The organism is Gracilibacillus dipsosauri (assembly GCF_003176895.1).
In the GTDB taxonomy this organism is placed as follows: domain Bacteria; phylum Bacillota; class Bacilli; order Bacillales; family Amphibacillaceae; genus Gracilibacillus; species Gracilibacillus dipsosauri.
This window is the reverse complement of record NZ_QGTD01000008.1, coordinates 628,672-652,112: the sequence shown is the minus strand read 5'-3', so window position 1 is coordinate 652,112 and position 23,441 is coordinate 628,672. Positions and strand designations below refer to the sequence as shown.

At 34.9% G+C, this 23,441-nt stretch carries 30 protein-coding genes and 1 pseudogene; 23 read left to right on the top strand and 8 right to left on the bottom strand.

Translation table 11 applies throughout. From position 1 onward, the window contains the following. Positions 1-5 precede the first annotated feature (5 nt). The 9 genes and pseudogenes from hflX to DLJ74_RS21025 form a co-directional block, all read left to right on the top strand. Positions 6-1,259, top strand: a complete 1,254-nt coding sequence (hflX, locus tag DLJ74_RS10265; protein ID WP_342767738.1) for a GTPase HflX — start codon at positions 6-8, stop codon at positions 1,257-1,259. Further along, complete coding sequence (locus DLJ74_RS10260; protein ID WP_054788849.1) at positions 1,256-2,497, top strand: methionine gamma-lyase family protein; 1,242 nt, start codon at positions 1,256-1,258, stop codon at positions 2,495-2,497. Before hflX ends, DLJ74_RS10260 begins: the two co-directional genes overlap by 4 nt. An 80-nt stretch (positions 2,498-2,577) precedes the next feature. Continuing rightward, entirely contained in the window at positions 2,578-2,967 is a 390-nt protein-coding gene (locus DLJ74_RS10255) for a MerR family transcriptional regulator (RefSeq protein ID WP_109984385.1), read from the top strand. A gap of 23 nt (positions 2,968-2,990) precedes the next feature. Then, complete coding sequence (gene glnA, locus DLJ74_RS10250) at positions 2,991-4,322, top strand: type I glutamate--ammonia ligase (protein WP_109984384.1); 1,332 nt, start codon at positions 2,991-2,993, stop codon at positions 4,320-4,322. A gap of 146 nt (positions 4,323-4,468) precedes the next feature. Further along, positions 4,469-4,546: a hypothetical protein gene (locus DLJ74_RS21030; protein ID WP_425454579.1), complete on the top strand. Its 78-nt coding sequence runs from the start codon at positions 4,469-4,471 to the stop codon at positions 4,544-4,546. 118 nt (positions 4,547-4,664) lie between these two features. Continuing rightward, a complete protein-coding gene (locus DLJ74_RS10245; RefSeq protein ID WP_109984383.1) occupies positions 4,665-5,102 on the top strand; it encodes a hypothetical protein in 438 nt (145 codons plus the stop codon). A 170-nt stretch (positions 5,103-5,272) separates the two neighbouring features. Further along, on the top strand, positions 5,273-5,962 hold the full coding sequence (locus DLJ74_RS10240) for a hypothetical protein (protein WP_109984382.1): 690 nt from the start codon (positions 5,273-5,275) through the stop codon (positions 5,960-5,962). A 17-nt stretch (positions 5,963-5,979) separates the two neighbouring features. Next, a complete protein-coding gene (locus DLJ74_RS10235) occupies positions 5,980-6,498 on the top strand; it encodes a hypothetical protein (protein WP_109984381.1) in 519 nt (172 codons plus the stop codon). A 233-nt stretch (positions 6,499-6,731) separates the two neighbouring features. Then, positions 6,732-6,974, top strand: a pseudogene (locus DLJ74_RS21025) (terminase small subunit); the annotation flags it as partial. Positions 6,975-7,467: 493 nt separating this feature from the next. On the opposite strand, the gene DLJ74_RS10230 reads toward DLJ74_RS21025, so the two are convergent. The 3 genes from DLJ74_RS10230 to DLJ74_RS10220 all read right to left on the bottom strand — a co-directional run bounded on the left by DLJ74_RS10230 (position 7,468) and on the right by DLJ74_RS10220 (position 9,218). Further along, the gene (locus DLJ74_RS10230) at positions 7,468-7,578 is read right to left on the bottom strand and encodes a YjcZ family sporulation protein (protein ID WP_109984380.1); all 111 of its coding nucleotides are present in this window, start codon (positions 7,576-7,578) and stop codon (positions 7,468-7,470) included. A 130-nt stretch (positions 7,579-7,708) separates the two neighbouring features. Further along, positions 7,709-8,179, bottom strand: a complete 471-nt coding sequence (locus DLJ74_RS10225; RefSeq protein WP_109984379.1) for a hypothetical protein — start codon at positions 8,177-8,179, stop codon at positions 7,709-7,711. Between the two features lie 34 nt (positions 8,180-8,213). Beyond that, positions 8,214-9,218 (bottom strand): DUF3231 family protein, encoded by a 1,005-nt coding sequence (locus DLJ74_RS10220; protein ID WP_109984378.1) that lies wholly within the window; start codon positions 9,216-9,218, stop codon positions 8,214-8,216. A 344-nt stretch (positions 9,219-9,562) separates the two neighbouring features. On the opposite strand from DLJ74_RS10220, the gene DLJ74_RS10215 reads away from it, so the two are divergent. Continuing rightward, positions 9,563-10,063: a DUF3231 family protein gene (locus tag DLJ74_RS10215; RefSeq protein WP_054789308.1), complete on the top strand. Its 501-nt coding sequence runs from the start codon at positions 9,563-9,565 to the stop codon at positions 10,061-10,063. Positions 10,064-10,195: 132 nt separating this feature from the next. On the opposite strand, the gene DLJ74_RS10210 is transcribed toward DLJ74_RS10215, so the two are convergent. Continuing rightward, entirely contained in the window at positions 10,196-10,690 is a 495-nt protein-coding gene (locus tag DLJ74_RS10210) for a hypothetical protein (protein WP_109984377.1), read from the bottom strand. 168 nt (positions 10,691-10,858) lie between these two features. Further along, the gene (locus tag DLJ74_RS10205) at positions 10,859-11,143 is read right to left on the bottom strand and encodes a YrhK family protein (RefSeq protein WP_109984376.1); all 285 of its coding nucleotides are present in this window, start codon (positions 11,141-11,143) and stop codon (positions 10,859-10,861) included. Between the two features lie 230 nt (positions 11,144-11,373). Here DLJ74_RS10205 and DLJ74_RS10200 point away from each other — a divergent pair, with 230 nt between their 5' ends. From DLJ74_RS10200 to DLJ74_RS10180, 5 genes are all read left to right on the top strand, one after another. Then, complete coding sequence (locus tag DLJ74_RS10200) at positions 11,374-11,556, top strand: YjzC family protein (RefSeq protein ID WP_054789306.1); 183 nt, start codon at positions 11,374-11,376, stop codon at positions 11,554-11,556. 189 nt (positions 11,557-11,745) lie between these two features. Then, entirely contained in the window at positions 11,746-12,192 is a 447-nt protein-coding gene (locus DLJ74_RS10195) for a hypothetical protein (RefSeq protein WP_054789305.1), read from the top strand. Between the two features lie 5 nt (positions 12,193-12,197). Further along, on the top strand, positions 12,198-12,872 hold the full coding sequence (locus DLJ74_RS10190; protein ID WP_054859456.1) for a FadR/GntR family transcriptional regulator: 675 nt from the start codon (positions 12,198-12,200) through the stop codon (positions 12,870-12,872). A gap of 159 nt (positions 12,873-13,031) precedes the next feature. Further along, positions 13,032-14,705, top strand: coding sequence for a dihydroxy-acid dehydratase (ilvD, locus tag DLJ74_RS10185; protein ID WP_109984375.1), 1,674 nt, complete (start codon positions 13,032-13,034; stop codon positions 14,703-14,705). Positions 14,706-14,825: 120 nt separating this feature from the next. Beyond that, positions 14,826-15,170 carry an ABC transporter gene (locus tag DLJ74_RS10180; RefSeq protein ID WP_109984374.1) on the top strand — a complete coding sequence of 115 codons (345 nt, stop codon included), beginning with the start codon at positions 14,826-14,828 and terminating at the stop codon, positions 15,168-15,170. Positions 15,171-15,187: 17 nt separating this feature from the next. Here DLJ74_RS10180 and DLJ74_RS10175 read toward each other — a convergent pair whose 3' ends face one another. After that, the gene (locus tag DLJ74_RS10175; RefSeq protein WP_054789303.1) at positions 15,188-15,568 is read right to left on the bottom strand and encodes a YhjD family protein; all 381 of its coding nucleotides are present in this window, start codon (positions 15,566-15,568) and stop codon (positions 15,188-15,190) included. Positions 15,569-15,730: 162 nt separating this feature from the next. On the opposite strand from DLJ74_RS10175, the gene DLJ74_RS20920 reads away from it, so the two are divergent. Beyond that, positions 15,731-15,862, top strand: coding sequence for a hypothetical protein (locus DLJ74_RS20920; protein ID WP_277677881.1), 132 nt, complete (start codon positions 15,731-15,733; stop codon positions 15,860-15,862). A 59-nt stretch (positions 15,863-15,921) separates the two neighbouring features. Here DLJ74_RS20920 and lexA read toward each other — a convergent pair whose 3' ends face one another. Further along, a complete protein-coding gene (gene lexA / locus DLJ74_RS10170; RefSeq protein WP_054789277.1) occupies positions 15,922-16,542 on the bottom strand; it encodes a transcriptional repressor LexA in 621 nt (206 codons plus the stop codon). Between the two features lie 257 nt (positions 16,543-16,799). Between lexA and DLJ74_RS10165 the strand changes: the two genes are divergently transcribed. The 6 genes from DLJ74_RS10165 to DLJ74_RS10140 all read left to right on the top strand — a co-directional run bounded on the left by DLJ74_RS10165 (position 16,800) and on the right by DLJ74_RS10140 (position 21,616). Then, on the top strand, positions 16,800-17,465 hold the full coding sequence (locus DLJ74_RS10165; RefSeq protein ID WP_109984373.1) for a YneB family resolvase-like protein: 666 nt from the start codon (positions 16,800-16,802) through the stop codon (positions 17,463-17,465). An 82-nt stretch (positions 17,466-17,547) separates the two neighbouring features. Then, a complete protein-coding gene (locus tag DLJ74_RS10160; RefSeq protein WP_054859451.1) occupies positions 17,548-17,772 on the top strand; it encodes a DUF896 domain-containing protein in 225 nt (74 codons plus the stop codon). Between the two features lie 150 nt (positions 17,773-17,922). Then, on the top strand, positions 17,923-19,923 hold the full coding sequence (gene tkt, locus DLJ74_RS10155; protein ID WP_109984372.1) for a transketolase: 2,001 nt from the start codon (positions 17,923-17,925) through the stop codon (positions 19,921-19,923). 158 nt (positions 19,924-20,081) lie between these two features. Next, positions 20,082-20,306, top strand: coding sequence for a YneF family protein (locus tag DLJ74_RS10150; protein WP_109984371.1), 225 nt, complete (start codon positions 20,082-20,084; stop codon positions 20,304-20,306). A gap of 161 nt (positions 20,307-20,467) precedes the next feature. Continuing rightward, entirely contained in the window at positions 20,468-21,172 is a 705-nt protein-coding gene (locus DLJ74_RS10145) for a cytochrome c biogenesis CcdA family protein (RefSeq protein ID WP_109984370.1), read from the top strand. Positions 21,173-21,190: 18 nt separating this feature from the next. After that, positions 21,191-21,616, top strand: a complete 426-nt coding sequence (locus DLJ74_RS10140; protein WP_054789275.1) for a Na(+)/H(+) antiporter subunit B — start codon at positions 21,191-21,193, stop codon at positions 21,614-21,616. Positions 21,617-21,642: 26 nt separating this feature from the next. Here the strand turns inward: DLJ74_RS10140 and DLJ74_RS10135 are convergent, their stop codons facing one another. Next, positions 21,643-22,128 (bottom strand): DUF2621 family protein, encoded by a 486-nt coding sequence (locus DLJ74_RS10135; protein WP_109984369.1) that lies wholly within the window; start codon positions 22,126-22,128, stop codon positions 21,643-21,645. A 218-nt stretch (positions 22,129-22,346) separates the two neighbouring features. Between DLJ74_RS10135 and DLJ74_RS10130 the strand changes: the two genes are divergently transcribed. Then, on the top strand, positions 22,347-23,441 hold the full coding sequence (locus DLJ74_RS10130; RefSeq protein WP_109984368.1) for an ATP-binding protein: 1,095 nt from the start codon (positions 22,347-22,349) through the stop codon (positions 23,439-23,441).

The following is a 23,441-nucleotide window of genomic DNA, read 5'->3' as shown; positions in this document are numbered from 1 at the left end:
AGTAGGTGATCAGAATAGAACGAGTTTTGTTAATCGCAATTATGACAGAGAAAGACGAGAATGACCGATTTATCTATTCACTAGAGGAATTAAAGGCTTTAGCAAAAACAGCTGATGGTATGGTTGTCCATACCCTTACACAAAAACGAATCAATCCACATCCTGCTACATATGTCGGCGAAGGAAAGCTTGAAGAAATTAAAGCTATATGTGTAGAAGAAGAAATCGATGTGGTGATTGCCAATCATGAGTTATCTGGGGGGCAAATTCGGAATCTTCAGGATTACCTTGAAGTTCGAATTATTGACAGAAGTCAGCTTATTCTAGATATATTCGCCGCAAGAGCGCAAACAAGGGAAGGAAAATTGCAAGTTGAATTAGCGCAATATGCGTACATGCTTCCAAGATTACGTGGTCAGGGTACCGATCTCTCGAGACTAGGGGCTGGAATTGGAACAAGAGGTCCAGGTGAAACAAAGTTAGAAACAGATCGCAGACATATCCAAAGGAGAATGGATGAGCTTAAGTATCAATTAAAGTCAGTTGTCAATCAAAGGGAACAGTATCGTAGTAAAAGAAGGAAAAATCACTTGTTGCAAATTGCTATTGTCGGTTATACGAACGCAGGGAAATCAACCATTTTTAATGCCTTGACTCGAAGTGAGTCATTACAGGAAGATAAGTTATTTGCAACACTTGATCCGTTGACAAGAAAGCTACGACTTCCAAAAGGATTGGAACTAATCTTAACAGATACAGTTGGTTTTATTCAGGATTTACCAACATCACTAATCGCAGCATTTCGGTCGACTTTAGAAGAGGTAAAAGAAGCTGATGTAATCTTACATGTTATCGATGTAGCAGCACCAGATAAAGAGGATCATGAAGAAACGGTATTACAGCAATTAAAGGAACTAGAAGCTAGTGAAATACCGGTATTGACCATCTATAATAAAAAAGATTTGATCGATTCGGATGATTTTATCCCACATAGCCATCCATATTATTTAATGAGTGCGAGGAATGAGGCAGATTTATTACAATTAAAGGAAAAAATCGAAGCATTTCTTTCCGAACAAATGCAGCCATATCAATGTCTTATTCCTGAAAGTGAAAGTCGAACACTTAATCGTTTAAAAAAGCATTCTATTATAGATGAATTGGTTTATCAGGAAGTAACAGAGGGCTATTTAGTGAAAGGCTTTGTCGACCAAAGCCATCCCATTATGCGTGAAATAAAGGAGTTCCAGCAACAATGACGATTTCAGAAGAAATTAAAAAAATAGAGAAACAAATTGAGCCATATTTGCAAAGAATACAAGCAAACGAATTATATAACCAGAAGAAGGTGTTAGAAGCGTTCCAAAAGCTAGCGGTAAGTGACAGTGATTTTAATCCAACTACTGGCTACGGTTATGACGACTATGGAAGAGATAAGCTAGAAGCGGTATATTCCTCGGTGTTCAAAGCCGAGGATGCCCTTGTTCGCCCACAAATCTCCTCCGGTACCCATGCCATAACATTAGCGCTATTTGGTGTGCTTCGCCCAAATGATCAACTGCTTTACATAACAGGTAAGCCCTATGATACGTTAGAACAAGTAATTAAATCAGATGATAGAAAGGGAGGGGCGTTAGAAGACTTTGGCATTGAGTATGATTATGTTCCACTGCTTGATGGGGACATTAATATGAAGGAAGTAGAAAAATCTATCCAGTCAAATACAAAGGTTGTCGCCATTCAACGCTCTAAAGGATATGATAGTAGACCATCACTTTCTATTGAAAAAATAGAAAAAGCAATCGAAGAGCTTAGGAGAATAAAAAAAGATCTGATCATTTTCGTAGATAATTGCTATGGCGAATTTGTAGAGACGAAGGAACCCCTAGAAGTTGGTGCAGATATCATCGCAGGTTCTTTAATCAAAAACCCAGGTGGAGGGATCGCGAGAACGGGAGGCTATGTAGCAGGAAAAAAAGAATTAGTGGAAATGGCTGCATTTCGTTTAACTGCACCTGGAATCGGGAAAGAAATTGGTGCAAGCCTTGGCATGCTTCAAGAAATGTATCAAGGATTATTCTTAGCACCACATACCGTGAGTGAGGCACTTCGCGGTGCTGTCTTTTCTTCTTATGTATTGAATTCACACGGTTTTCGTACTTCTCCTAGTTATCATGAGAAAAGAACAGATCTCATTCAATCGGTAGAGTTTGATACAGCAGAACAGATGATTCAATTTTGTCAGACCATTCAAACTCAGTCTCCGATTAATTCACATGTAGTACCATATCCTGCACCAATGCCTGGATACGAAGATGAGGTAATTATGGCGGCAGGTACATTTATGCAAGGTGCAAGCTTGGAATTAACTGCCGATGGTCCGATTCGTCCACCTTATATTGCTTTTGTTCAGGGTGGCTTAACTTATGCTCATGTTAAATTAGCCGTCACAAGTGCAATTTATAGCATCAAGAATGATTCACCATTTTATATGTAAGGTTTTCTAACATCCCTTGACAGATAACCTGCATAATGTATAATAAGTATATCATAATTTTATAGAAAGGGGTTTATGTAATGAGCGAAATCGATCGACGTTCTATGCCCTTATTTTCTATCGGAATTGTAAAGTCCTTGACAGGGCTAACAGCAAGACAAATCCGTTATTATGAGCAACACCAATTAATTCATCCTTCTCGCACAGAAGGTAATCAACGTCTTTTTTCGTTTAATGATGTAGATCGTCTATTGGAGATTAAAGAGTTGATTGAAAAAGGAATTAATTTGGCTGGCATTAAACAAGTATTGTTGATCAAGGAAATGCCAAAAACGGAAGAAAAGAAAGTAAGCGAAGAAGAATTATCGGAAAAAGAACTTCGCAAAATCCTGCAAAAAGAATTAATGGATGCGGGCAGATTGGGCAAAACTTCGTTAAGACAGGGAGAACTATCTAGGTTCTTCCATTAAACAATAAAGGAGAGAATAAATGAATGGGATTAACTAAAGAAGAGATCAAACGCAAAATTGCAGAAGAAAATGTCAAGTTTATTCGTTTACAGTTTACAGATTTACTTGGAACAATTAAGAATGTAGAAATTCCTCTAAGCCAATTAGACAAAGCTTTGGATAATCAAATGGTCTTTGACGGATCTTCTATTGAAGGATTTGTTCGAATTGAAGAATCTGATATGAAGCTATATCCAGATTTAGACACATTTGTTGTATTCCCTTGGACATCAGAAAAAGGTAAAGTAGCACGTTTTATTTGTGATATTTACAATACTGATGGTACTCCTTTCTCTGGCTGCCCGCGTTATAACTTGAAACGCAATTTAAAAATTGCAGAAGACTTAGGTTTTACCGCATTTAATATTGGTACGGAGCCTGAATTTTTCTTATTTAAGCTTGACGAAAAAGGGGATCCTACTCTTGAATTAAATGATAAAGGTGGCTATTTTGACCTTGCTCCAACAGATTTAGGTGAAAATTGCCGACGTGATATTGTATTAGAATTAGAAGAAATGGGATTTGAAATAGAGGCTTCTCACCACGAAGTAGCTCCAGGTCAACATGAAATTGACTTTAAATATTCCGATGCTCTTAAACATGCCGATGATATTCAAACATTCAAGTTAGTAGTAAAAACCATTGCACGTAAGCACGGTTTGCATGCAACATTTATGCCAAAACCATTATTCGGTGTCAATGGATCTGGTATGCACTGTAATATGTCTTTGTTTAAAGGAAAAACGAATACATTCTTAGATGAGAATGGTCCATTACAATTAAGTGAAACGGCTTATCAATTTATTGCTGGTACGATTAAGCATGCCCTTTCCTTTACTGCGGTTACAAACCCAACAGTAAACTCTTATAAACGTTTAGTACCGGGCTATGAAGCACCTTGTTATGTGGCATGGTCTGGATCAAATCGTAGTCCATTAATTCGTGTTCCTTCTTCCCGTGGTGCAAGTACAAGAGTGGAAGTTCGTAGTGTAGACCCTGCGGCGAACCCTTACTTAGCTTTATCTGTGCTATTAGCTTCTGGTTTAGATGGTATTAAAAATAATCTAGAAGCACCAAAAGCAATTGATCGCAATATTTATATTATGGACAAAGAAGAAAGAGAAGCTAATGGTATTCAAGATTTACCTGCAACATTAGCTGATGCTTTAGAAGAATTGAAAAAAGACGAAGTAATCATTGAAGCATTAGGTGAACACCTATTTGAACACTTTATCGAATCAAAAGAAATTGAGTGGGACATGTTCCGTACACAGGTTCACCCTTGGGAAAGAGAACAATACATTTCCGCATTTTAAGGAAGGAAACTCCTTGACACTTCTGGTGTTGAGGGGTTTTTGTTTTGTGTTTAAAATTGTCTTATTTTAAGCACCCACGAAACACCCTCAAAAATTAATCATCATTTGATAATGTAATTTGATTAAAATGAGCTTCATAGTGTTTTATACTGCATAAAGCTTATTTAATGAGTTATGCAGAGATTGCTGAAGAATTAGAAATTGGTAAAAGTACTGTACAATAATATATTGAAAGAGTTAAGAATAAATTAAATATCAATTCAAAAAACTTGCTAATCTCTTGATCTATTACTTTTTATATAAAGCTAAATTTTACCGATAAGTAAAATAGGAGGTGTTTCTATGAATTCAGAAGATATTAGAGATATTTTATTAAATAGTAGTGAGAAAGACATAGTAACTAACTTTCAAACAATTTTTGGATTGAAGAATGGAAGTTCAAATTCAATTATACATTTAAATGAAATACGAAAATTGAGTTTATCTACTATTACATTAGGGATTGCTAGAATGGAAAAGATTGAACAAGAGCTGGATTATTCAAAATATATGCCATTTTTAATAGCTTTATTAGCAATTTATATTGGGATATTTAACAGTATTGAGTTTGAAATTAATTTATTAATGCCTTTGATTAATTTAATTGGATTCGGTATCTTTTTTTTACTTTTTATAAAAAGTATAAAAAAAGGAGTAGATAGAAGAGCCTCAGCGATCTACCTGAAAAGTATACTGCAACAAGTTAAAGAAGAGAAAGTACGAGGAATGAAAATTAAATGAATTTACGAATTTTAAAGTCGTGAAGGGCTTACTTAGTGAAAGGGGATGTTAATGGATATTAAATAAACGTGTTATATGGTAATAACTCATTCTCAACTTAAAAAACAATATATAGAAATATTTACAAAATATTAGGTGTAGATTATAATATTTCTATTAAATGTAAAATTTTGAAAAAGAGTTTTGTTTATTTAAGTGCTTTAACTTCATTTATGTTACTGCTTTCGTTTTTATTGCCTACAGTTTTATTAGCTAAGGAAGAAGTTAAGAATTGGGTTGATATTGTAGAAGAAGACAATTCTATTACATACGAAGAAAATCCTGAGCTATTCGATAGTCTACAAGAGCTAGATTGGAAGAATATTAAGAGTGATGATGAGCAATCACTTGAAAATATTGATGAAGAGATTGAATCTGGATCTATTGTACGACCATTTTTTTGGGGTTTGGTAGCACGACTAGTTATTAGTGGTGGAAAATATGTAATCAAATGGGGTTCTAAAGTATTTAAAAAAGCACCTAAATCAAAAGTCACAAACGCTTTAAAATCCTTTAAAACAGCAACTTATAAAACAGGAAGTTATACATTTAAACTAACCAAAACAGATATGAAACATATGTTAGAAAGACACCATCCAAAGTATTGGAATGGTACGGTAAAGAAAAACCAAACTTTTTATAATCCAAATTTATCAGTTAATCAAGTGAAAAATATTGCTTTAAGCATTGCGAAGCAAAACAGCAAAACATTAAGATCAAAAGGGACAAATTCAACGTTCCAAGTACAAGGAAAAGTAAATGGTGTTAAGTATGTTTTAGGAATAACTAGAGGACATATAAAACAACTATATCCAAAGTAAAAAGCGAGGTTGTTTAAATGGACATAAAAAATTTCTATCTTGTAAAAGAAATCTATGATTTAGAGGCTTTGAAAAGAGAACCAGAAGAATATATTGGTGGTTTTAATAATAACTTTTTGGTTGAATTTATTGAGAAGAATAGAAATAAATACGTAGAAAATGGAATTTTGCTATTAGAAGGAAGTGTTATATTTTCATCTAATAATAAAGAAATTGGTCAAATTCCTCTTTTTGATGACTTACCTACCATTTATTCCTACTACTTGAATGCAATTGAAGAATATATGGAACATGGAGTAGCCAATTTTTACTATCCTAGTCAACCGATTGAAGTAAGAATAGAAAAACAAAATGCTAGAAAAGCAAAGATAAACATAGATGAAGATTCTTTGGTAGTTAACGAACAAATATTTTTAGAATCCTTCATTAATAACTCACAAAATTTTTTTGGTATTTTGGCAAATCAATTAAAATTAAAAAACTACCAACATGAACTTGCTCAAATAGAGAATATAAAGAAGAGACTCGTTAAATAAATAGAATTGAAAAAAGATTTAAGCACTCCGAAACGAGTGTTTTTATTTATGAACTAAAAAGGAGTGAGGAGCTATGTAAAATGACTAATTTAACAGAGAAACAAAGACGGTTGCAGACAAGTATATCAGAACAGGAAATGTGGCAGCATCTTATAAGGTCGCTTATCCAAATGTAAAGAAGGATTCAGCAACAAGATCTTGTGGAAGTAGATTGCTAACAAATGCTAACGTAAAAAACCTATATTGACAAGCGTTTGGAAGAATTGAAAAAAGAATCTATTTCCGAACAAGATGATAACCTGCAATTTCTCACTTCTGTGATGCGTGGAGAACATACGGAATAGATTACAGTGGGTATTGGCGGAAGGTGCCCAGCAATTAGAGGATAAGGATCCTTACTTAAAGGACAGAGTAAAAGCATTGAATTGCTTGGAATGCGTTATGTCATGTGGACCGATAAGCTCAGCTGTATCTAATTGATCTGATCGGGTAATATCTTAACCACATATCCTTCTATAGAGTTTTTCCTTTTGTTATGGTAAAAAAGTATATCTACTTTCTTATGGTAGTGAATAGAACAAGTTCACCCTTGGGAAAGAGAACAATACATTTCCGCATTTTAAGGAAGGAAACTCCTTGACACTTCTGGTGTTGAGGGGTTTTTGTTTGGTTATGGACATATTTGGATATTATGTCCCCATATGCTTTACCCCAAATTCGCCTCATAAAATTTATTGATGCTTTGTGTTTTCGTGATTCTTCCAAGGCATCCTTTTTGTATTTTGGAAATCCTGTTGTATATTTTGCTTTTTATACAATCATTCATACCGAAACTAACTAATATTGTCTCTTTTGTCGTAAGTGATGAAAAAGAGTGATGGACTATGTAATGGAGATACAGAAAGGAGGTTACTTCCTATCTGTATTCCCCATAATAAGAGGTTTTATGGGTGCGAGATCATTATTATATTAATAACCATAACCACCATAGAAGGATGCGCCAATAATAATTAGTAGAATAAACAATACGACAATCAATGCAAAGCCACCACCGTAGCCATAACCAGTACCACCGCTCATAGTAAGAAACACCTCCTTGAGCTCAGATAGTGTATTGTATGTTTATTTTTAAAAGTTGTAACGGGCAGGTGTCACCTAAACTCTAAAATAAATGGAGCTTGGTGAAAAGAGAATTGAAAAAGATGGATGATTATGATCTGGAAGGTTTATTGAGTATTGTTATGATTTTTTTAATAATTATACCTGTTATTAATCCAGGCAAAACAAACAATATCGGAAGCCATACTGGCCCCAATAACACCCCGAATATAGTTAAGTTTGAAGAAAGAATCAACCCAACTGTTACAAAAAATGCAGAAAACACATATGGGAGAAAAGAATAATGACTTTTTCCCCCACCTGCATCTTTCACTGCATCCCACATAGAAAAAAAATATAGACATGGGTAAAACATCAACCACTGATAGTTTGCATGGTTTATGGCATTCCCGATCTCGCCATGGAAACTAAAAAGTATGATTTGATTAAAATTAGCTTGTACATTAATCAGAATTTCAATTATCAAAAGAAATGTTCCTTTAAATAACTTACCGTTTAAATACTGTCCAAACCCCGGAAAAGCGATACTCCACATTAGTTTTTCAACAACACTCTTATTCATTGGTACAGACCTTCTTAAAAATGTTCTTATTATTTTATTTATCTTTTGCAATCTCTTTTCTATTTGGAGCGAGTGGTGGTTGTTCTAACCATTTATTTTTCGTCATAATATTAAACCATTCTTTCGTAACCATTAAACTTTTTAAGATGGTTTGTTCATAATTCAGAACTAGGTCTGTTCGCATTGCTGTTGCAAGTCCAGCCCCATGGAAGGCTTGTGCGGTTTGTAATAGAAAACCTATATGATATACCATCAATTTATCTGAGAAAGGTGAATCTTGGGAGGTTGTGATCTCTGATTCCCATGACATTGGTACAGGTAAATTATCTTGATGCAATATTTCCCCAAATGACTGAATTTGCTTATCAGATGTTTTCTGTGCTAACTTTAAAAATTTTCTAACTTCTTTTGATTGTGCTACTTGACTGAATCCAATGGAAAGGGATTTTTCCATTATCTTTTTCTTAATGTTAAAAGAGATGCTAATTATTTCTGTTGCAGCCAAAGGACGTTGATCCCCAAAATACCCATCCAAAAATTGTTGTCCCGAAATAAAATCTGGGTTTATTTCAGGATAAAAATACGGATCTCTTTGGAAATGTCCCTTTTCTAATAGTAATTCAATTGTTTGATGGTACATTTTTTTACCACTATCGATGCATAAATCATAAAAATCTCTTAAATCTTTTCTCACTGAAGTACTGAATGAAGTCGTATGCCCTATTAACCCATGCAATGTCATAATGTGCAAATAATGTAGACAGAAAATGTCCGAGAATAACCTTTTTGCCTCTTTATTAAGATCTGCTTCTGTAAATCCAATCGGTACAGGGAATCCTTCATTTTCGATAAAGGTTGAAATCTGTTTCTTTTGGCTACCAAAAGTTTCTATAGCATCTTCAAAAAGAGTTTTTATTTGTTCGTCTTCTATGATAGATAACATATATTTGTTTACAATATCAACGACTGTTCCATTTACATATTCTCCCCACAATGTTCCAATTTCAGCTGATGTGAGCCTTAAATCCTCTTTATCCAAATGATCACCTCTTATACTATGTTAAACGAATTATTTAGTTATATTATTGACAAATAAGAAATATTTATGTTGGACAAATTTATTGAGTTGTCTAAATTCATACAAACACTCCTGGGATTTAAGGCGCTCACAACAACACCCACAAAAATTAATCATCATTTAATATATAATTCGAAATATATATCTTTTATAATTTTATCCAAACTATAAAAGCAATGCGATGATGAATACTGCTATTTTTCAACGCCAATCACCAAAAAAGTGGTGGGATTTTGTATTTTTATGAATATACTGGCTCAAAACTACTCAAAATACATATGTAATTAAACGAAGGAGTGAGTTATTTGGGTATTTTAAGTGGATATCAACAAAAAGAACCTCTACACTATGGTGAAGTTTTTAGTCTTTGGAGTTTCCTAGCAGTAGCTAAAGGAAATTCTTCCAGTTATCAGACCATGTATAACCATGCTGGAGATAAAGACTTAAAACGTTTGTTAGAAGAACTTGTACAAGGAAGTAAACAGGAGACTCAAGAAATAGAGGAAATACTTAAGGTCAATGGGGTTGCTCTTCCACCTGCTCCACCAGATAAATCTGTTGCCGATTTAGAAGATATTCCGGTTGGTGCAAGATTGAACGATCCAGAAATCAGTTCAGCCATCTCTTTGAACATTTCTCAAGGTCTTGTTGCATGTAGTCAAGCCATTGGACAATCTATACGTGAAGACATTGCCATGTTATTTGGACAGTTCCATATGAGCAAAGTCCAAGTTGGAGCAAAAGCCCTTCGACTAAATAAAGAAAAAGGATGGTTAATCGTTCCACCGTTGCACAAGAAAATCTAAAATAAACTAACAGTGTTTCAGTATTTTAAGTCGTCCCCTTTATGTTCAGTCCTTATCCTTAGCCACAGCTCCTTGTAGTGCCAGTGGATAGGGACTATACCTTACATATCCAAAATTTTGGAATTAGTTATTTTAATAACCGTTTTCATGATATTTATTAAATAAACCAGAATAATTTTGCTTTAAGTTTTCTATTTTTCTAACATCACTGCTAACATATAACAGAAATTCATCGTTAAAAAAAGAAATATAAGCTTCCGTATGACCTTTATAAAATGCTGAGCAATATTTCGATATATCCTCACGATTTAAATTCTTTATCGTAACGTATACTTCCCCATTACCACTAGCTTCCTCTCTAACTACAGTCTCATGCCAGTTGGTAATGTTAATTATTTTCCCGATTCTGGACCTTGTAGAACGACGAATGTTATTTAAATAGTATTCGGATAAAAATATAAGACTTATTTTATCCTCCTCTTTAAATATATCCCCAATAATTGTTTGGATTAAGCTAATATTTAAATCTTCTATAGCCAATCTAATTCTTTGCTTTGACGTAACTTGAAAATAGGGGGTTTCTTTATTACAATCGAAATCAATATTACTATCCTTTAATTTAACCAATTTGCTTAAGCTCCTATTCTTTTTAAGTCATTATTAGTACTCGATTTTTTTACTACCAGAATAAAGTACTAAAGCACCCACTTAAAAGGTAGGTGCCGCTAACCTTTGTATAAGTAATTATACAGTATAATCTTAATGCTCAAATCACAATTAGATCGTGAACTAGAATTAATTAGGATTCTGTTTGTAAATCCAAATTCTTTTGGTTATTTTTAATAAAGGGCGGATAGTCAAAGAAATACTTCCTAATAAGTAAAGGATATTCCCGTATAAGCTTACACTTTGGAAGAAATTTAATATACTACCGCTTACAAAAAATATACCAACTAATATATCCCCAAGTAATTGTAAGGAAGCATATTTTTCTTTAAAATAAATTTCTAATGACTGACCCGCTATGCTTATGTCCTTTGTATCCCCATTTGTATAATTTTTAATTTTTGGTATTCGCATATACTAAGTCCGCTCCTTCCATAAATTGAATTTTCACTCTACATTACCCATGTTTAGAAAAAGCTACACATTAAAGATAAGCGTAGGTTCAATTAAAATTACATAAATATTACATAAATATTACATTTCTATTTTAAAGCCTTTTAATGTTTATATACGTAAATCAGTGGTATACATTTTTATAGAAAAGCTAATAATTAGCTTTTGAATTTATTAGGAGGTGGAGAATCATGGCAAACAAGCAAACTTACAAAACAGGAGAAAAGGCCCCGGAAAGTGGTTTATTCAAGATTGACAGTTTAGTTAACGAAGGATCCACTAACGAGGGTGATACAGAAATTAGATTGGAAGAAGGCGAACAGTTTCCTCCTTCTCCATCAAGTAATAAAGCTGTGAATTGGGTAAAAGCATAATGAGATGAACAGAAAGAGCCGTGGTGCGGCTCTTTCTTGATTTTAGATCATTTTATTTATGAAAAATAGAAGTATCTGCTTATTTAAATATAGTATGTACAGAAACTATTGCTTGGGTATATAATACAACTATACCTAAAAAAGGCTATAGAAAACGAATAAATTCAAAATAGAATAGGAGCGCTAATATTGGTTTCTTTAAAAGATTTACACTATGATTATAGTAGGGTAGAGCTTAAAATGGAATTAAAGGAAAAAGTAAAAGTAGGTGCCACTATTCGATTAAGTTTAGACACGTATTTATCTTTCGGATTTTCTACAATTGAAACGAATATCATTTGGACGGAGCAGGATATTCAACTATTAAAGGAGCAAATCCAATCCATTCCTTTAATCGGTGATTCGGTAGATTATTTGAATGGTTTAGAGCCTGACTTAAGCTTCATCTATATTCGATCCAACGATTTGGCAAACAATGAATTAATCTTGTTTATCACTTTAGATAGTGGTCAAATAAATCATCAAATAGGAACCGACAGCGGACCAGCCATTAAATTGTTAACAACACAGCAAGAACTTTTGAAATGGATAACAGATTTGGAAATGTCTTTTCTAAAAGACAATAAGGTGGAATAAATTATATGGAGCAAAAAAGATTATCAGATAGCGTAGCGGATGATATTATGTCCATGATTGCAATTGAAAAAAGATTTCACCCGGGCGATAAGCTTCCAAACGAGAATGAATTTTCCGAGGAGCTTAATATTAGCAGGACAACCCTTCGCGAAGCGATTAGAATCTTAGTGACAAATGGTATTGTAGAGATTAAAAGAGGGAAAGGTACTTATATCAAAGAAGATATTGATGTAAATAACATAGAATCCTTAAGTTTTTTGACAGATGCTAAAATTAACGCGAAGGATTTATATGAAATGCGCCTAATATTTGAGCCAGAAGCTGCTTATTATGCTACGATTCGAGCGACGGATGTTGAGTTAAAGCGAATTCTAGAATATGGACTCCAAATTGAAGAGAGAATTAACCGGAATGAGGATAGGACAGCAGTTGAACAAAATTTCCATAAATCAATTGTTAAAGCTACCCATAATGAATTTATGGAAAAGCTTATGCCTGTTATTTATCAAGCGATTGACAAAGGAGTTATTCTTTCTAAGAAAAAAGAGCTAGCGATTAAAGAGACAATTAATGATCATAAAATGATTATGGAATTCATGAAAAATCGTAATCCAGAAGGTGCAAAAAGCGCCATGAAAATACATATTCTACACGCTATGAAGGAATTAGGAATTGAATAAGGATATATGGCATCTTGTTAAGCACAGGATGTTTTTTTGTGGCAAAAGTAAAGCCTATAATGATAGAAATTTTTTAAGACCTCATACAACACTATTGACAGCAGACAACTGTCGATATAAAATACATATTACATATAAAAAATACAGGGGTGTGTGCAGATGAGAAGAAGTGATACGATTAAGATTGGGGTAGATCGTGCCCCTCATCGTAGTCTTTTGTATGCTACAGGAAAAGTAAAAGCAAAGGATTTGGGGAAACCATTTATTGGTGTTTGTAACTCTTATATTGATATTATACCTGGTCATGTTCATTTACAAGAATTTGCGAAAGTAGTAAAAGAAGCCATTATTGAAGCAGGTGGTATTCCATTTGAATTCAACACAATTGGTGTAGATGATGGTATTGCGATGGGGCATATTGGTATGCGTTATTCCTTGCCAAGTCGTGAATTAATTGCAGATAGTGCAGAGACAGTAATTAATGCTCACTGGTTTGATGGTGTATTTTACATTCCGAACTGTGACAAAATTACACCAGGTATGTTAATGGCAGCTGCTCGTACAAATGTACCTTCTGTTTTCGTCTCAGGTGGGCCGATGGAAGCTGGTATGAGTTCAAGTGGAAAACAACTCTCCTTGACATCTGTTTTTGAAGGTGTCGGTGCATATAAAGCTGGTAAAATGACGGAAGAAGAATTTAACGATATTGAAGCGAATGCTTGTCCGACTTGTGGATCTTGCTCTGGTATGTTTACAGCAAACTCCATGAACTGTTTAATGGAAATGCTAGGCTTAGCCCTTCCAGGAAATGGTTCGATTGTCGCTACTAGTGAAAAACGTAAAGAACTAATCTACGAAGCAGCAAAACATTTAGTTCGTATGATTGAAGAGGATGTAAAGCCTCGTGATATTATTACAAAAGAAGCAATTGACGATGCATTTGCACTAGATATGGCAATGGGCGGTTCCACCAACACGGTATTGCACACACTAGCCATTGCTCGTGAAGCAGGTATTGAATATGATCTTGAAGACATTAATAAAGTCGCTGAACGTGTACCATATCTTGCAAAAATTATGCCAGCATCCGACATTTCGATGGATGATATTAATAGGGCCGGTGGTGTAAGCTCGATCATTAACGAGTTAACAAAGATACCTAGTGCCATTCATCCAGAACGCTTAACGATTACCGGCAAAACAATGGGTGATCTTGTCAGCGACTATGAAATTACAAATAAAGAAGTTATTCGTCCAATTGACAATCCATATAGCCCTGTTGGTGGTTTATCGATCCTATTCGGAAATATCGCTCCAGAAGGTGCTGTAATTAAAGTAGGTGCTGTAGATCCTTCTATCAAAGTGTTCGAAGGTGAAGCTATTGTATTTAACTCTCAAGATGAAGCACAGGCTGCAATTGATGATGGCACTGTGAAGGAAGGGCATGTTGTGATCATTCGTTATGAAGGACCAAAAGGTGGGCCGGGAATGCCAGAAATGCTAGCACCTACATCGGCTATCATGGGGCGTGGCTTAGGGAAAACAGTGGCACTTCTAACAGATGGACGCTTTTCGGGAGCATCACGTGGTATTTCAATTGGTCATATATCTCCAGAGGCGGCAGAAGGTGGTCCAATTGCGTTAATTGAAAATGGAGATATTATCAAGATCGACTTACCTAACCGTACATTAAATGTAGACTTATCCGATGAAGAGTTAGCAGAACGTAAAAAATCACTAAAACCTTTTGAGCCTAAAATTAAAAATGGCTGGTTGGGTAGATATTCTAAACTCGTAACAAATGCTTCCAAAGGTGGCGTTATGAGCATCTAATATCATTATCTTAATTAACGAATAAACGTTTGGACATTTCTCCAAACGTTTATTTTATATGTTAATTTTTACACAGCAGAAATATAACAAAAGTCTAATTGGAGAAAGTACAGAAAAAGGATGGAGAATGCTATCTTAAATATTTTTGAGGATTGGGAGAAAAAGTTAGAAAATGATGAATGGTATTTTCAAAATGCCTATGAGAATCTGGTCGAGGGATTAACTTCTGAAGAGGCATTTCTTCAGATTCCAGCTATTATCCATATTTTACTGAAGACAGTAGACTGCTTCTTATTAAGTGAAGGCGTGGAGATTTTAATAGGGATCTATCATATAGCAGACACCACCCAAGTTCACCCCTTTTTTGAAGAAAAAAGGGTGGATATAGAACATCATCTTTCTAAACATGGTGATCAACATGCCCAAGAGGTATATGGTGCATTAAAGCGACGCACTTACGCATGACCTAAAGAACCTACCATTTATTGACAGGTTTCTGTTTTGTTTTCCTCACCACTAATTAGTTCCTCTATCATATTCCTCACCTTACTACGAATAGCGGGGTTGAAGTATCTTCGTTTCTCTTCCTTTCCTTTGCAAATAAATGTATATTCGGTAAACGTGCCATCTTTGTCAGATAAGATAACTTGTATATTTTCCTTGTACATTTCTTGTTTTAACAATCGTCTTTCGGCGGTAGCTTTGATCTCTAATCGATGCAGTAGTGCCAAATAGGGCTCATTAATTTTAAAAGGGGATAATTTTTCCAATCGCTTAATGTCAGATTGGATGACTTGAATGGTCATCGTGAGAAATAAGAATCGTGTTGCTGTTTTAAATTCTTGTTCACCAATGTATCTCATTACACTCACTCCTCAGGTAACAAACATATGTTCCTATTATAGTCGAATCTCTATATTTTATGCAATGTAAAATAAATAGTTAATTTTACAAATCTTAACAAGGATTCTGAGAATAAATGGCGAATAATATAATATCTAGAAATCATATCAGGAGGAATATGTATGAGTTTAAGTATTCGAAAGCATGAACAAGAAGGTCTCCCGCATGTGATTACAAAAGAAGATATAGACCGAAAAATAGAGGAATTAGACATATTATTTGAGGAAACGGAACATAAGTTAGAACGAGATTAAAACGTATATATTGTATAAAAAAACGAAGATCATAGACCTATGATCTTCGTTTTTCCTTTTTATAAATGACGATACAACCCAACCACTTTACCTAAGATGCTCACATTATCGTAAATAAGTGCATCCATTGTAGCATTTTCGGGCTGTAATCTAATATGATCCTTTTCTTTGAAGAATCTTTTTACAGTTGCTTCACTATCTTCAGTCATAGCTACCACAATTTCCCCATTTTGTGCAGTGTTTTGTTGTTTAACAATCACTTTATCACCATCTAATATTCCAGCCTCGATCATACTGTTTCCTTCAATTACTAATACAAATAATTGGTCACTGTCATGTGTGTCAGTGCTTGGAATCGGAATATATTCTTCAATATTTTCAACAGCGGTAATAGGAAGACCTGCCGTAACTTTACCAATGACAGGAGCAAACATTGCTTCCATTTGAGGAATATCTGCTTCCCCTTCTTGAGTTAGTACTTCTATAGCACGAGGCTTTGTTGGATCTCGGCGAATATATCCTTTTTTCTCAAGTCTAGCAAGGTGGCCATGAACAGTAGAACTAGAAGCTAACCCAACGGCTTGGCCAATTTCTCTAACAGAAGGAGGATAACCTTTTAAATCGACCTGTTCCTTGATATAGGCAAGGATTTGCTCTTGTCGTTTTGATAAATTTGTCATTTATGAAACTCCTTTTGCGTATGATTTATTAAAAATAGTATATCATACCATTTCTAAATTCACAAACATTCGTTCGAAAAAACACTTGACAGGAACTTCTGTTCGTATATAATAAAAGTACGAACAAAAGTTCTATGGAGGGGTAAAAATGTTAAAAAAGTTATCGAAAATTGACTTATTTTATTTATTTTCTTTTGTTATAGTGCTTATTTTCTTGTATAGTTCTATTATCTTTAGTATTTAAGGAGTCGTAGTCCGTGCATGCCATTATATACAGTAGAGTTAGTACAGAAAAGGATACTCAGTCAACGTCATTAAAAAGGCAAACAGAGGAGTTAATAGAGTTTGCTAAAAAAAGCAATATAAATGTAGTAAAAATAATCAAAGAAAAGCAAAGTGGCTATGAGGTAGAAAGAGAAGGGATTTTTGATATGCTCGAAGCATTTCAAAGAAAGCAGGCAAACCTTCTACTTATCCAAGACGAAACAAGATTAGGTAGGGGAAATGCAAAAATTGCCTTATTACATCAAATAGCTAAGCTAGAGGTAGACATCTATTCATTATCGCAAGGTGGTAAGTTAGAGCTTTCTGAAGGGGATTCCATGGTCTTACAAATAGTATCTATTGTAGAGGAATACCAACGAAAGCTACATAACGCTAAAATAAAAAGAGGGATGAAAAAGGCAGTCCAAAATGGTTATAACCCAGCAGACAACCTAACTAATCAACATCTCGCTAAGGGAAGAGAACGAAAGGAATTTCCAATCGATGAAGTAGTTCGGTTAAAAGGAAATAAGCTAACCTTTCAAGAGATTGCCTCGATCTTAAAAGGGATGGGCTATGAAGTTTCTAAGGCCACGATCCATAGACGCTATCAAGAATACATTATGCTTGAAAAAAATAAAAAAAATAAATTACAATGAAGAGAGTATACAATTGTGAGTATGCTCTTTTTCTAATTTTGAAAAAGGTTATACCCTAGTAATCAAAAAAAGGAGCTTAAAAATGCTTTCAAAGGAAAAAATTGCTCGAATTAATGAGTTGGCCAATAAAGCAAAAAAAGTCCGCTTATCTGATAAAGAAAAAGAGGAACAACAACAGCTACGTCAAGAGTATTTGCAAAATGTGAGAAAATCATTTAAAAATCATATGAAAGGGATGACAGTCGTTGACCCAAATGGAAATGATGTGACACCAGAGAAGCTTAAAAAACTTAAATCCAAGAAATAGTGTACACTATTTCTCGGATTTAAGTACATCATTTCAAATAGTTACGAGAAAAAAACACCTTTTTTCGTATATATACTTGTCTTATTTGGCATTTCGTTATAGGATTATAGATGTGCGTACATATTTTGCTTATTGAAAGGGGATAATTACATGTCAAATCAAGTTGAACAAATGTCGATAAATACGATTCGAACTTTGTCAATAGACGCAATTGAAAAGGCTAACTCTGGTCATCCAGGTTTACCTATGGGTGCAGCACCAATGGCTTACACTCTATGGACAGAACATATGACACATAATCCGAAAAGCTCAAAATGGTTTAATCGTGATCGCTTTGTATTGTCAGCAGGTCATGGTTCCATGCTTTTATACAGCCTGTTACACCTTTCCGGTTATCAAGTTACTATTGAGGACTTAAAAAATTTCCGTCAATGGGATTCCAAAACTCCTGGACATCCAGAAGTGCATCATACGGATGGGGTTGAAGCGACAACTGGTCCGCTTGGACAAGGAATTGCTATGAGTGTTGGAATGGCAATGGCTGAGAAACACTTGGAAGCTAAATATAACAAAGACAATTATAATGTAGTAGATCATTACACTTATGCCCTTGTAAGTGATGGGGATTTAATGGAAGGTATTTCTCACGAAGCGGCATCATTAGCCGCTCACTTAAAGCTAGGCAAATTAATTGCACTTTATGATTCCAATGATATTTCTTTGGATGGTGAATTAAATAAATCCTTCTCCGAAAATGTAGCAGATCGTTTTAAAGCATATGGCTGGCAAGTAATCTTAGTAGAAGATGGTAATGATACGAAGGCCATATCAGAAGCTATTGCGAAAGCCAAAGAAAATACGGATCAACCAACGTTAATTGAGGTAAAAACCGTTATTGGTTATGGTTCACCTAACAAATCTGCCTCTTCTGCATCTCATGGTGCCCCATTAGGAGCAGATGAAGTGACCTTAACAAAAGAATTTTATAAGTGGGAGCATGAACCATTCCACGTTCCTGACGAAGTATACCAAGATTTCCAAACTAAAATTGTGGATAAAGGCGAATCTGAAGAAAAAGCATGGAACGAATTATTTGCTTCTTACAAAAATGCTTTTCCTGAACTAGCTAAAGAGCTAGATGATGCAATTCAAAATAAATTGCCAGAAAATTGGGATAAAGACCTTCCTGTATATAAGGCAGGAGAAGATACAGCCGCTACACGTGCAACATCTGGTGAAGTATTAAATGCTATCGCTAAAACTGTACCATCCTTATTTGGTGGAAGCGCTGATTTAGCAGGCTCTAATAAAACTAACTTAAAAGATGCTGGTGATTTCTCTGCAGCAGAGCCTGACAAACGTAACATCTGGTTCGGTGTACGTGAATTTGCGATGGCAGCTGCATTAAATGGTATGGCACTTCACGGTGGATTAAAAGTATTTGGTGGTACATTCTTCGTATTCAGTGACTATTTACGTCCAGCAGTACGTTTATCTGCTATTCAAAACTTACCAGTAACTTATGTATTAACACATGACTCGATTGCAGTAGGAGAAGACGGACCAACACATGAGCCTGTTGAGCAATTAGCAGCATTTAGAGCAATGCCTAATTTATCAGTGATTCGTCCAGCTGATGGAAATGAAGTTCAAGCTGCATGGCGTTTAGCAATAGAATCAACAGATCAACCAACAGCTCTTGTTCTAACACGTCAAAACCTTCCAACACTTGAAGGGACTGCGGAAAAGGCGTATGAAGGTGTGAAAAAAGGTGGATATATCGTAAGCCCATCTTCTAAAGAAACACCTGATGCGATTCTCGTAGCAACTGGTTCTGAGGTGCAATTAGCGGTAAAAGCACAAGTAGCACTTAAAGAGGAAGGAAAAGATGTGAGTGTTGTAAGTATTCCTTCTTGGGATCGTTTTGACAAGCAGGATGCAGCATATAAAGAATCTGTACTACCTAAAGCAGTCAAGAAGCGTGTAGGTATTGAGATGGCATCATCCCTTGGTTGGGAGCGTTATGTAGGTACAGAAGGTGCTATCATTGCGATTGATCGTTTTGGTGCATCAGCTAATGGAAATAAAATTATCGAAGAATATGGCTTTACAGTAGAAAATGTAGTGAAGCATGTTCATTCATTATTTTAATGGTCGTAGAAATCCTTAGCTCATGAGCTAAGGATTTTTACTTGCCTCATATCTGTTTAAATTTGTCGTTTAGCACAATTTTTCTATTACCGATGCTTGTATTATTAATCGACATTTACTATACTGTATGAGAGAGAATTTGAAGGAGGAACGTTTTAATGAGCACTTTTCTTTGGATTATATTTATCGTGGTTGCATTATTAGCCGGTGTTGCACTTGGCTTTTTTATCGCGAGAAGATATATGATGAACTACTTAAAGAAAAACCCACCAATCAATGAACAAATGTTACGCACGATGATGATGCAAATGGGCCAGAAGCCATCGCAAAAGAAAATCAAACAGATGATGCGTGCGATGAACAATCAAATGGATAATAAATAATGTAACATAATTGTCGAATTAGAATCCTTGCTATTATGAAGCAAGGGTTTTATGCTATATGTAGGGTATTTTGGCAGTTGAGCTAAGAACTAATATACATAATCCATAACTGCCATTAATATACTACTTGAAATAAGAATATGGTAGATGGAGTGACTTCCGTGCAGGAAATAAACATTTTTATTGCTTTTGGCGCTGGCTTTTTGTCTTTTATATCACCATGTGTGCTACCACTATATCCTGCGTTTTTATCGTATATTACCGGGATGAGCGTGAATGATATAAAAGAAGAGCAAGGTATGTTTAATTATAAGAGTATTATTCATACGTTATGCTTTCTTCTAGGGTTTTCTAGCATTTTTATCTTACTAGGTTTTACAACAAGTTTTATTGGCGAGTTTTTATTTCGCTGGGAGGACCTTATTAGACAAGTTGGAGCGATCCTCATTATTTTCTTTGGCTTGATCATCGTGGGGCTATTGAATTTCTCCTTCTTAATGAAGGAAAAGAAAATTCATTTTAAAAATCGCCCAGCAGGTTTTATAGGATCTTTCTTTATTGGAATGGCTTTCTCACTTGGCTGGACACCTTGTACTGGGCCTATTCTAATGGCGGTGATCTCTTTAGCGGCGACAGATACAGAAGCGGGTATACTTTTAATGACAGCATACTCACTCGGCTTTGCAGTTCCCTTTTTTATTCTAGCGTTTTTCATAGGTAAATTAAATTGGATTAAGCGTAATAGTAACAAATTAGTAAAAATAGGCGGTTATGTCATGATTTTTATGGGATTTTTCTTATTTTTCGATCTCATGACAAAACTAACATCGTTTTTATCAGGGTTTTTTAATTTTAAAGGATTCTAAATAGAAAGAGGTAATGGTATGGTGAGGACAAATGATCTTATTTTACGGACAATGACGGTATTGATCTCCTTTATTTTGCTTGGATTCGCTGTTTATTTATTATTAGCAGGACACAACGCACCAGGTGGTGGATTTGTAGGTGGGCTGATGACCTCTGCTGCCATTCTGCTAATGTATATGGCTTATGGGGAAAAAGCATTAAGCAAAATTCTACCACTTAACTATCGATTGCTCATTTCCATCGGGTTACTCATTGCCCTGGTTACTGGATTAGGTTCTTTCCTATTTGGGCAACCGTTCTTAAGTCAAACGTTTGGTTACTTCCATTTTCCTATCTTTGGAGAAGTGGAGCTTGCAACTGCTCTGTTATTTGATTTAGGTGTTTATTTAACCGTAATCGGTGTAACGTTAACGATTATCACCAATATCTCAGAAGACCGCTAATAAAGGAACACAGCAATCGCACAAATTTATCGAGAGTTTTTTTGTGCTTTTGCTGTGTATTTTTTATTACTATAATCGTCAGGGGAGAGCTTAAATAGGTCGTTATATGGAGTGACATCGATATGGTGTTCTTGTAGCTTCTTTTTCAAAAATTTATGATCCCTTTTTGGTGTTGCTAGAATATATCCTTCGATTAACGTTTCTTGCGTTATCTGAGACTGTTTTTTTGTTAGTGCAAGCTTTCCTACATTGCTGGCTATTTTTTGTCGAGCAACATCTCTGAAAAGCTCAGGAACTGGTGAGATTAGTTCTTCTAGAAATTCCTTTTCAGGCTTTCTCCACAAATGCTTGGACTTTTCCAAATAATATTTTTCCCAATCTAAATCAGATCTCCCATCTTTCTTTGGTAGGCTTTTCAAGAATTTGCGAAACATGAAATAGCCACCGATTGCTAGGAGTCCAATCAATATAAATGTCCAAACGACAATGAACATCATAAATTCAAAAGTCATAGTCTTCCCTCACTTATTTATATAACTAATTTCTAGAACATTTGCTTTCGCGGAAAATTATAGTAATATAACTATGAATCCTACTAATAGACATAAAAATGTAATATTCGCATATGATGGAATAGGACCACGCTATTATAGCATGAATAACGACAAATTTGTACTTTTTACACTGTTACAGATGTAATTGTTTTCTAAGATGGAGAGGAGGGGGATACATGTTAGGTCATATAGGACTCAACAAAAATTCAAAAGCTAATCAAACATTCGATAAAGAGTCAAATCTATCCCAATTACCAAGCGATATCCTCAAACAAATTGAACGAGCAAGCTCTGATCTTGTCACGATAAGTGATCTTTCTGGAGTGATTTGGTTTGTTTCAGATTCCGTTGAACGTGTCTTAGGATATGCGAAGCAGGATTTGATTGGAAAATCGGTTTCGAGATATATCATGCAAGACGATTTTAAAAATGTTCGAAAAACCTTCCAGGTAGAGGAAGAGTCACAACAAAAATATTATTTGCATTTCCGTCATGCCATGGGAAAATATATTATTTTTGAATCGGTCATGAAGGTGATTACATGTGAGAATGGAGAAAAGAAAATACTTACTGTTTCAAGGGATATCTCTGATAAGAAGCAAGCAGAGGAGATGCTTATTCGATCTGAAAAAATGTCAATTGCTGGACAATTAGCAGCAGGTATCGCTCATGAAATTAGAAATCCACTTACTTCATTAAGAGGTTTTATTCAACTATTACAAGCAGGAATGGATAATAAACAGGAATATTACAAAATTATGATGGATGAAATTGAAAAAATTAATACGATCACATCTGAGTTATTATTTATTTCTAAACCAATGACAGATGAGAAAAATATAGAAAATGTCAAGGACATGCTAACAGATGTTGTTACACTTTTAAAAACTCAAGCACAATTATTTAATATCGAGTTATCCTTAGTGGTTGACCATGACATTAGTATTCATTGTGATCGCTCCCAAATGAAACAAGTGTTTATTAATTTGGTGAAAAACGCGATTGAAGAAATGTCGGATGGTGGAAATATTGAACTCCGAATTAGCCAAAAGGAAAATTCATGTGTCATTGATGTCAAGGATGAGGGACCAGGTATTCCTAAACACCTTTTACATAAATTGAAGGAACCTTTTTTTACAACGAAGAAACACGGGACAGGATTAGGGTTAATGATCTCTAATCAAATCATCGAAAACCATCATGGACATTTAGAAATCACTTCAGATGTCAAAAAAGGAAGCACATTTAGTATTCGACTACCTATATCGTGA